Origin of the sequence: Geobacillus proteiniphilus (assembly GCF_001908025.1) — a bacterium.
Taxonomy (GTDB): Bacteria; Bacillota; Bacilli; order Bacillales; family Anoxybacillaceae; genus Geobacillus; species Geobacillus proteiniphilus.
The window spans coordinates 1-10,021 of sequence record NZ_MQMG01000080.1; the positions used below are offsets into that span (position 1 = coordinate 1).

General features: G+C 43.6%; 7 protein-coding genes and 2 pseudogenes. 8 read left to right on the plus strand and 1 reads right to left on the minus strand.

What is annotated here, in order from left to right:
* The 4 genes from BRO54_RS19905 to BRO54_RS17895 all read left to right on the plus strand — a co-directional run.
* Window positions 1–312: NYN domain-containing protein (locus BRO54_RS19905; protein WP_161496666.1), on the plus strand; the 312-nt coding region annotated here is incomplete at its 5' end.
* Between the two features lie 965 nt (window positions 313–1,277).
* Entirely contained in the window at window positions 1,278–2,048 is a 771-nt protein-coding gene (locus BRO54_RS17885) for a hypothetical protein (protein WP_239691294.1), read from the plus strand.
* Window positions 2,035–2,607: a hypothetical protein gene (locus BRO54_RS17890; RefSeq protein ID WP_074044782.1), complete on the plus strand. Its 573-nt coding sequence runs from the start codon at window positions 2,035–2,037 to the stop codon at window positions 2,605–2,607. The genes BRO54_RS17885 and BRO54_RS17890 overlap by 14 nt, the downstream gene beginning before the upstream one ends.
* A 330-nt stretch (window positions 2,608–2,937) precedes the next feature.
* Window positions 2,938–4,065, plus strand: a complete 1,128-nt coding sequence (locus tag BRO54_RS17895) for a hypothetical protein (RefSeq protein WP_074044783.1) — start codon at window positions 2,938–2,940, stop codon at window positions 4,063–4,065.
* 353 nt (window positions 4,066–4,418) lie between these two features.
* Here BRO54_RS17895 and tnpC read toward each other — a convergent pair.
* Window positions 4,419–5,264, minus strand: a pseudogene (gene tnpC, locus BRO54_RS17900) (IS66 family transposase); the annotation flags it as partial.
* A 5-nt stretch (window positions 5,265–5,269) separates the two neighbouring features.
* Between tnpC and BRO54_RS17905 the strand changes: the two are divergent.
* The 4 genes and pseudogenes from BRO54_RS17905 to mqo all read left to right on the plus strand — a co-directional run.
* Window positions 5,270–6,487: pseudogene (locus tag BRO54_RS17905) on the plus strand (amidase); the annotation flags it as partial.
* Window positions 6,488–6,739: 252 nt separating this feature from the next.
* The gene (locus BRO54_RS17910) at window positions 6,740–7,612 is read left to right on the plus strand and encodes an Rpn family recombination-promoting nuclease/putative transposase (protein ID WP_074044784.1); all 873 of its coding nucleotides are present in this window, start codon (window positions 6,740–6,742) and stop codon (window positions 7,610–7,612) included.
* A gap of 243 nt (window positions 7,613–7,855) precedes the next feature.
* Window positions 7,856–8,347 (plus strand): hypothetical protein, encoded by a 492-nt coding sequence (locus tag BRO54_RS17915; RefSeq protein ID WP_014195573.1) that lies wholly within the window; start codon window positions 7,856–7,858, stop codon window positions 8,345–8,347.
* Between the two features lie 400 nt (window positions 8,348–8,747).
* Window positions 8,748–10,021 (plus strand): malate dehydrogenase (quinone) (gene mqo, locus BRO54_RS17920; RefSeq protein ID WP_193408815.1); only part of this gene is annotated, 1,274 nt, incomplete at its 3' end.

The window sequence follows — 10,021 nt, forward strand, 5'->3', positions numbered from 1 at the left end:
GAAGCTGCAAAAAATAATGGACATGATCACACATTTGTTGTGTTGACAGGTGATGGAGCCGGGAAGAAGTTGGGTCAAGGATTCTTAAATGATTTGGAACTAATCAAGAATATGGGTTTTAATGTGGAAGTAATATCGTGGGAACATGGAACACATAAAGATCTAAAGGGATTTGCTGAAGACAATGGCTTATTTATTCCGCTTGAAGACTTTTATTACAATGTGACTTTTATAAAAGGAAAACGAAGAGCTGATGAAAGTCTCGATTTTAGCAAAATTACAAAATTAACTGTGGATGAGCAAAATCAATAACATGAATTTACATGAGGGTTGATTATACAAAATTAGACATACGCCTTCCATCAATTTGGGCATACTCAAACAAAGCAGCGGCCCTCCTCGATTTCCAGTCAAGAGGAGGCCGCTCAGAGAAAAAACTGCTTTTTGCAAAGAAAAAGTGGAGAATTTTGCAAGGGAAAGCGCAGAGAATGACAACATGACATGGAATCTTTGAGGACGTGATGGAAAAACTGGCAATATCAAGGGCTGGCTATCCCTAAAAATCTATCACGCCCCCAATCCATGTCAAGTTGGCCTAAGCCAAATTCTCGGCAGATCTGTGTATGTTGCACTAAACAGGTGAAGTTATCGGATCGGGAAGCAGCTGAAAAATCAAGGCAAAAAATTATCATCATGAAACGCTAATTTCCCAAAAGGTTAGAAGGTCGGTGAAAAACGGCTTCCAAGAGCAAATCGGTCACATTTCTCCACAAGAGAAGACTGATTTAACAAAATCCTTTCCATTTTAAGAGAAAAATGACTCTTCACCACAAAATGTACTTGGCAAAGAAAGATGACCATGATAAAAACGAAAACAGCATTTTTCCTTTTTATACCACACATCTCTTTGAGCAACATTGCTATCATGTTTGCCTTTAAAAGTCACGTACATCTTTTGGTGATGAACCAAAAAATATTTCCTATCCTAGAACTGCTAAAGGCGGCGATAAAGGATATCAATGGTTTGTCGAGAATCGAAAGGGAGGAAAAATAAAACAATCGCTTCCACATATATTGGATGATGATATTACGCTCAAAGGATAAAGAAATTTGGTGGTGGAAGCCGCTTTTTATGAGAGATGGTTTTGTTGGAGTGCTCATGAGCAGCAACGGATTCCGAAATTTAGTCATTAAGCTTTTATAAAGAATACAATTTGAAAATAAGCGACTATAAAATTTATTTGCGCGCCGATTATTCAGAATGGAATCAGTAAGTGATGATGTATGAATGGAGACCAGGGGGAGAAAGTTTGTTAGCGGAAATACATGGAAAAATATCTTCAGACGGTTCGAATTTAAGCGAGCGGCTTGAGGATCAGTTGACAGCGAACGTATTTGGCACGTTGCGTTATCTCCCTTTTCACAAAGGGATTCAGCCGATTTTCAGCAAGGCCGTATTTTTTTCTCAAACTGATCAAACGGTGTTCATAAACGGTTTGGCGGCGCAAAAAGACGAATTTATAGGGGATAAAGTTAATTTTTGGGTCAAGGGGGAAAGAAGCGAAATCGATGTTTTGCTGGAATTGGATCATTTGACCATAGGAATCGAAGTGAAATATCATAGCCCTTTATCATCAGATGATCAATTGGAGCGAGAAGCAAGCGATTTATTAAACGGTAAAGGACAAACGCCAAAGTTCTTGCTCTTATTAGGAACGGAACCAGAAGTGAATATGATGGCTAAAAAGGTGATGGAAGACAGAAAACTGCCAAGCGGTGTTCATTTCGGGTATTTATCGTGGCAAGAAGTGCTCCATCAAATGGTGTACGTGCAAAAAAGTGAAACATGGAATGAGTTTGAAAGGTTAATGCTGAGAGATTTGGTGGCTTTATTGAAAAAAAAGGGATTTGATCGTTTTCAAAGCTTTCAAAACCTTGCCCACCCTTTAGTTGATCGTTGCTTCTATTTTCATTTTTATATGGATGAACAGTTTTTTCATTTAAGTGCCAACCGTATTGAAAAGGAGGGGTATTATGAATTCTGTTAGCGTACAAGAAAACATAAAAAACGCTTTTGAGGTTGTGCGAAAAACGTACGAGAGTGTCGATAAACTGTTGGCGGAAATGGACCGTCAATCGGTCGAATGTGGATTTGTTCCGGTGATCCCGCAATTTTTGCGTTGGAAATCGGACCGAGAGTATCGAGGCTGGTTCATTCAATCTTTTATCAAGCTATATCAGAGAGATTCCGCCCCTCCTTGTCAGTCGGGGAATGGGTTGAAAAACGACCCAATCTATGCAGTTGAAATCTCATTTGAAGAAGAACCAAGGATGACGTTGTGTAAATACATGTATTCAACCCTTGAACATTGGGATAAACCGCCGAGCGTTTCTGAACATTGGTTTTTCTATTGGCCTTTATACGATGGCGATAACTTTACTGATCATGAACTTGAAAACGGAATGTTTAGAACTGTTCCAAATGATGAAAAAACTTCAGAAAAATATGGTAAAATTCAAGAAGTTATTTCAAAGGAAATTGATTTATTATCCATTACATCAACGAACATTAAGGATAGGGTGTTTGGTGAGTTGAAGCGTTTGTGACAGATAAACTGGAATTAGGGAAATGAAAACAGTTGACAGACTGAGGAGGGCGGTGCGTGGGGGATCAAGATAGAAATTGTCTATTCGGATGGCAATATTCCGTCTAGCGGAGTTGGATAAATGAAGAAACGGCGAAAGAGAAAACGGTTATTGCAGAAAACTGCCTGGTACAAAAGAATTTAGTTATTTGGGAGTTTTAAAATGAACACGATAGAGTATAATTGCCATTTCACACTGCTTACGGCGAAGATATGGCAAGCCCTGCTTTTTTCCCGTGAATCGGGAATCGCTGGCCAAGGAGCATCGTATTAAAGATATGGGGGGAGAGGAATGAACATGCTGAGCTTTGAGCATAAGAAAGCTATTTTTCGGTCATTTAAGCAATTACAAGAAAAGCCTATAAGTAACAATCGGGTAAATTATGTTTATCCAGAAAGCTTGCAAAGAGGGAAAATATTAGCTAGGGAATTATACCCTAGTGGAAATGGATATGTAAATGCCAAGTATATGGATAGTGAAATCATAAAGAAAAAAGGATATAACGTTGATCCGCGAGGATGGATAAAGATTGAAAATTTTTCTGATCAACAGTTAAGGGAATTGATTGAGATTGCCATGATGTCTATGTCAGGGAAAAGGGCTGAAATGATACAAACTGGCGAAAATTTGAACCATGACAGTAACGAAATAAGGCAGGAAACCTCGACTTCTTTTGAGAGATTGGTTCGTTCATGTTTGTATAATTGGCTTGGCTACGGAAATGTCAATGCACCGGTTTGGTTTATTGGGGTTGAAGAAGGCGGGGCAGAAATATGGAGACACCGTACGAAAACACTTGAACAAAGTTTAGAGATTCGCTCAAAGTTTCATCTTCAAATGGATTTTCGGCATGTTTGGGAAGATTTGTACAATATATCGTTATCATCATGGACAGGTCCTAATGTTTGGCGCTATATAGCGGCTTTTATTTTGGAGATCGAAGGAAGGGACGCAACTGTTGAAAATATTAACGATTACATTTTTTATACTAAGCAATTAGGGAGAGAAAGTTCCAATCATTTTCTTGGCGAAATGATGCCATTGCCCAAGCCGTCTAAAAAAAGCATAAAACCTTATGAATCTATTTGGAATTCTGTAAATGATTATTATGATGAAGTAGCCAACAACAGACTTTCCCTTATTCGTAAAACAATTATTGAAAATCAAAATGTAAAGCTCCTCGTATCTTATGATCGAACGCTCACTGAAATGATGCTAAACTATTTCTCTTCGACGATTGAAATGGTTAGTACTTGGAATTTTCAACATGAGCAATATACACTTTATAAAATTACTTTTAGCAATGAAAGATCTATTTTGATGCTTTCCACTCCTTTTTTTGGTAATGGGAGAATTAGTTATAATGGGATAAGAAATGCTGCGAGACGTATTATAAATGAAGGATGGGTAGTTCTGTAGCTTGCTTAACTACATTATATGTTTGAATAGAAACAGCACTTGTCAAAGACAAAAAGCAAGAAAAAGAAATGAAAAATTGGCACGCACAAATGATTCGAACGAAGCAAAAGCAGACGGAACAACATATACAGCAAAACCGCTGTTCGAATGCTGCGGTATTCTATATACATGCACCTTAAAACCATGACTTCTGTATGAACACCTTTTTACATGGTTATACTGCTCCTAAATACTCATGTGTAAAAGGAGCGGAAAGGACATGAAACGTCTTAAAATTACAGTAACTATTCACCCCAGTGCTAGTGTATAAAAAAGCCCAGCACAAATAGGGCATTTCGGTCATAGAAAATGCCCTAGGTAGCGGAAAGAACTCGATCGATCGTTTCGCCTGCCAACAGAAGACACAACGAGTCCCACACGTTTTTTTGGTGTTTCGTCAGTGTGGAAACGATGCTTCTTGCGATGCAAAACGACTGCGCGAACGTTTCGTCACGAAATGTACCCGAGATGTTCTCTTTGACTTTGACCATGCGAAGATCGCGTTCGGCTTGGTTGTTATCAAAGGGAACATGTACTTCACGTAAGAAACGCAGCGCTTCTTCCTTTCGTTTTTGAAGGCGTCGAACAAAAGCGAGTGCTTTTTTCGGAAGAGGCGTCTTCGCTTCCAATCGGTGTTGTGCTCTTTCTAGGATGCGATCATACACTCGTTCCCACCGTCTCGCTTCTTCTTCGGAAAGTGCACCGTGATGGGCTTTGACGGCTTGCTTGGCGGCTAACAGAAACGTGGTCATGCGCATCGCCCACGTATGCCCTTGTTCGATGAATCCTTTTAACTCACGCAAATGGTGGGCATGACAAAGGGCATGGGTGGCATGTGTGTATTTCGGATACGTACCGAACGCATCGTGCATCATCGTCCCTTCATATCGGGGAAGAATCCCGATATCATCGGTCGCTTTTTTTCCACGAGAAGCGTGAGGAGCCAAGTATGTATATCTCGATGTACACGCGACATGCACCCATGCGAGTTTCCCATTGATGCGCAAACTCGTTTCATCGACATGCAGGATGTTGGATTCAAGTAAGGCGTCTTCGATGATGTCCATATTTGATTCCAGCGCTTCGCGTCCTCGTTTCACCATATTGGCAAGGGTTCCTGTACTAATCGAGTGTTGATATAACGCTTCGATTGTATCACTTCCGATCTGGAAATTACCGCGGCCCGCTACATGGCATCCCTATAGCAATCAAAGATATTCTTTACGTAGCTAATGAAACAACAACGATGGGGTCAAAAATTCACCGAAACTTCCGGCCAACTTACAGTGCGACAGTAATCGAGAAGTTGACGGAAGCGGGAGCAGTGTTTCCTGGAAAAACAAACTTGCATGAGTATGCTTGGGGAGCAACGAACAATAATCCTCATTTCGGACCTGCCCGAAATCCTTGGGATCCTGAACGCATTCCCGGAGGCTCAAGCGGAGGATCGGGGGTCGCAACGGCGGCGCATATGACGATTGCTTCCCTAGGAACAGATACCGGTGGTTCGATTCGAATTCCTTCTTCGTTTTGCGGCATTGTCGGTTTAAAGCCCACCTATGGACTAGTAAGCAAATATGGTTGTTTCCCGCTTGCATGGTCGTTGGACCATATCGGTCCGATGGCGAAAACGGCGAGGGACGCTGCCTATATTTTAGAAGCCATGGCAGGATACGACCCAAAAGATCCTACTTCCACCGATGCCCCTGCAACGAGTTATTCCACACAATTCATGGAGTCTGTTAAAGGTGTAAAAATTGGCATAGAACCGTACTTCTTTGATCATGTGGATGAAGGAGTCGAAAGAGCGGTTAAACAGGCGATTGCTTCTTTGGAACGCGAAGGTGCTGTTGTAGAAACCGTGCGAATTCCAACATTGCAATATGCGCAGTATGCGGAAATGATCACGATTCTTTCAGAAGCCAGCGCTATTCATCACAATCATTTAGTAGAAAGGGAAGAAGATTTTGGCGATGATGTCCGTTTCCCTTTAAAGCTTGGAGAACTCCCTTCCGCTGTAGACTACTTGGAAGCGCAACAAATTCGTTTGAAATTGGATCACGAGTTCATGGAAATATTCAATAAGGTAGATGTTTTGATCACCCCAACCATTCCGTTTCTCCCTCCCAAAATCGGGCAGGATACGGTATGGATCAATGGAGAGGAAGTAAACTTTCTTGACCATATCATCCGTTTTACAGGACCGTTTAACTTGACGGGCTTGCCTGTTGTAACGGTGCCATGTGGTTTTGTTCAAGGACTTCCTGTAGGGATGCAAATCATCGGCCCAGCCTTTGGGGAAGGAACGATATTAAATGTTGCTGATGTGTTTGAAACGTTGCATCCTGAGCTGAAATACCCGCCGGCCGTTCTAAGAAAGTAAAAGCAAACGCTGGTCGTGGCGATGTACTTACTGAAGGGCGGTCTCAAAAGGTGATGATGACATAACTTTTTGAAGCAGCCTTTTTCAACTGAGTGTTTTTCACTCGCGTTCGCTGCCGTTTGTATGACGGGGAGCAAGCACAAAACGGAGAGCTTTTTTCCTGGCTCTCCATTTTTTATATCGTACATGCAGGATTTTCGCCTCGTGCTCACGAATGATAGTTGGTGAACATCTTCATCGTGAGGTGATCGGATGGCCATTGACCATGACCGATTGTTCAAAGAGCTGATCCAGACGTTCTTCGAAGAGTTTTTCTTCCTCTTTTTCCCCGACATGCACGAGCATATCGATTTCCGCCATTTGTCCTTTTTGTCCGAAGAACTGTTCACTGATGTGACCGCAGGAGAAAAATACCGCGTTGATCTGTCGGTCGAGACGAAGCTGAAAGGGGAAGATGGACTGATCATCGTTCATGTGGAGAATCAAAGCTGCGTGCAGTCGTCCTTTCCGGAGCGCATGTTTGTCTATTTCAGCCGTTTGTTTGAAAAATACCGCATCCGCATTGTTCCCATTGCCGTCTTCAGCCATGATGCCCTCCGTGATGAACCGTCCGTGTTTTCGATTGAGTTTCCCTTTGGCGAGGTGCTGCAGTTCCGCTTTTTCCCGATGGAGCTGCGCAAGAAACATTGGCGGGATTCTATTCGGCATGACAATCCGATTGCGGCTGCGCTGCTTGGCAAAATGGGGTATACTGAAAGTGAGAAAGTCGAGTTGAAAAAAGAGTTTTTGCGCATGTTGGTGCGATTGGAGCTGGATGAAGCGAGGCAGCGGCTGCTCTTGGGCTTTTTTGAAACGTATGTGAAGTTGTCGGAGGAGGAAGAGCAACAACTGCAAAGAGAAGTGAAGGCGATGGAAACGAAAGAAAAAGAGAACGTGTTGGGGCTGATCATTTCCTATGAGCAAAAGGGAAGGAAGGAGGGGTTGGAAGAAGGGATGGAACGTGGAATTCAACAAGGAATGAAACAGCTGATTCGTAACATGGAGCGCAAAGGAATGACGGTGGAAGACATTGCTTGGTTGGTGGATCTTCTAGAGGAAGATGTTCGGGGATTGCTTGAAGAGTAGGGAAATAAAAAACAAGGGGATGGCCATGGGGAATAAGAAGGTTGGTGACGACAAGCGGCCAATTGATCGTCGTATGGACGGCATGGCCTAAGGATGCCGAAGGGCCGCTGCGTTTGTGAAGACCGTGACCGCGGAAGCGCCTTGCTTGATTACGAAATTTGGCCGCCTTTCATCCTACGGTTTCCATTGCGGGATGAAAGACGGTGTTGTTTCGCATCTTCTTGTGAGGGAGGAAGAGAAAAGTTGGATTTCCGTGATATCCCGCAACTCATTGCCCGAATGCTCATGGAAGTGATTCAAACGCATATACCGCACCAATGGATATACACCGCTGAACCATTCATCAATCCATACAACGGCAAGATCAGCTATGACTATTCCGGTGAAGTGAGGAAAATGAAGAAGGAAGAGTTCGCCGAGCTTGTCCGATCGCTGGGGAGAAGTAAGGGCTCGCGATTTTATTGTTCTCCGTTAGATGAGTTGTTAAACAACGTTTACATTGATCGATGGGTGCCGACGTATATGTCTAACTATGGAAAGCGTTGGGTGACATACTGTGACTTGCTTAGGGAAACATTTGATCAATGGAAGTACAGCCACTTTGAGATTTATGACGAGGACGGGAATGAGGTCAATGAAGATCTCAACTTGCAACTTGATGAAATATTCGAAGATTTTTTAGAGAATACTTCGCACGAGCCATTTGTTAGAGAAATTGAAAAAACGATTGCCTAATACGATGGATGTCACCTTGGAATGTTTCGGGTGTAGATGGCTTATATGACGCTTTGGCGGCATGGAGCCGTCTTTTTTGCTGCTATGAAATGATTTCGTTTGTTTTTCATCAGTCTTCTTGAAAAATCTCTGCGTTTTTTCTCGAGATGGTGGCGAAATATTCAACGATTTTGTAAAATTATTGTGAAGGGCGATTGCGGATGGTCGTGTTGATGTCATGAATATGCAACGGTGCATTGAATTATATTAGTATATTTTTGTTAAAATCGATAATAGTGACATACTATTAATCAATTGTGTTATAATAAATTTTGTAATCGCCCTCAAAAACAAAAGGGGTATCGGTGGAATCATTTCGAGCGCTCGCTCGATGCTCTTTTACAACTATTCATGGATAGGGATGGTAAACATGGGCAACAAACAAGGAAAAACGGATGTCATTTTAATCGGCGCTGGCATTATGAGCGCGACGTTGGGGACGCTCTTGAAGGAATTGGCGCCAGAGTGGGACATTGTCGTCTTTGAAAGACTGGAAGAGGCAGGAGCGGAAAGCTCCAACGAGTGGAACAATGCCGGGACGGGGCATGCGGCGCTGTGTGAGTTGAACTATACGGTTGAGAAGGCCGATGGGTCGATTGACATCGGCAAAGCCATCAAAATCAATGAACAATTTTACGTTTCCTTGCAGTTTTGGGCTCATTTAGTGAACAGCGGGGTGCTCAAGAATCCAAAAGAGTTCATTCGACCGCTGCCGCATATGAGTTTGGTGCAAGGGGAAGACAATGTGGCGTTTTTGAAAAAGCGGCACGAAACGATGGCGGCCAATCCGCTGTTTAAAGGGATGGAATTTTCCGATGATCCGAAAAAGTTGGCCGAATGGGTGCCGCTCATCATGGAAGGTCGGGTTGTGAAGGAACCGATCGCGGCGACGCGGATTGAATCGGGAACGGACGTGAACTTCGGGGCGTTGACGCGCCAACTGTTTGAGCATTTAAAGCGGAAGGGCGTCGAGATCCACTACCGCCATCACGTCGAGGATATGAAACGGACAAGCGATGGTTCGTGGGAGCTGAACGTGCGGAATTTGGACACTGGCACCGTTGAGCGCCATGCGGCCAAGTTCGTCTTCATCGGCGCCGGGGGAGGCAGCCTCCACTTGTTGCAAAAATCCGGCATTCCAGAAGGGAAAGGGATTGGCGGTTTCCCGGTGAGCGGGTTGTTTATGGTGTGCAACAACCCGGAGGTTGTGGAAAAGCACCATGCGAAAGTGTACGGCAAAGCGAAAGTCGGCGCGCCGCCGATGTCGGTGCCGCACTTGGACACGCGGTTCATCGACAATCAAAAAATGCTGCTGTTTGGGCCGTTTGCTGGTTTTTCGCCGAAATTTTTGAAAAACGGATCGATGCTCGACCTGTTCACCTCGATCAAGCCGCATAACGTATTGACGATCTTGGCGGCGGGCGTGAAAAATATGGCCTTGACCAACTATTTGATCCAGCAAGTGCTGTTGTCCAAAGAACAGCGCATGCAAGAACTGCGTGAATTCGTCCCGACAGCGAAAAGTGAAGAGTGGGACATCATCGTCGCTGGTCAGCGCGTGCAAGTGATTAAAGACACCGAATCCGGCGGCAAGGGGACGCTGCAATTCGGCACGGAAGTCGTCCATGCGGCAGA

Bases quoted from the DNA above. Each gene is read 5' to 3' on its own strand.
- BRO54_RS17885 (WP_239691294.1), top strand. From the start codon at position 1,278: ATGATGTATGAATGGAGACCAGGGGGAGAAAGTTTGTTAGCGGAAATA.
- BRO54_RS17890 (WP_074044782.1), top strand. From the start codon at position 2,035: ATGAATTCTGTTAGCGTACAAGAAAACATAAAAAACGCTTTTGAGGTT.
- BRO54_RS17895 (WP_074044783.1), top strand. From the start codon at position 2,938: ATGAACATGCTGAGCTTTGAGCATAAGAAAGCTATTTTTCGGTCATTT.
- BRO54_RS17910 (WP_074044784.1), top strand. From the start codon at position 6,740: ATGGCCATTGACCATGACCGATTGTTCAAAGAGCTGATCCAGACGTTC.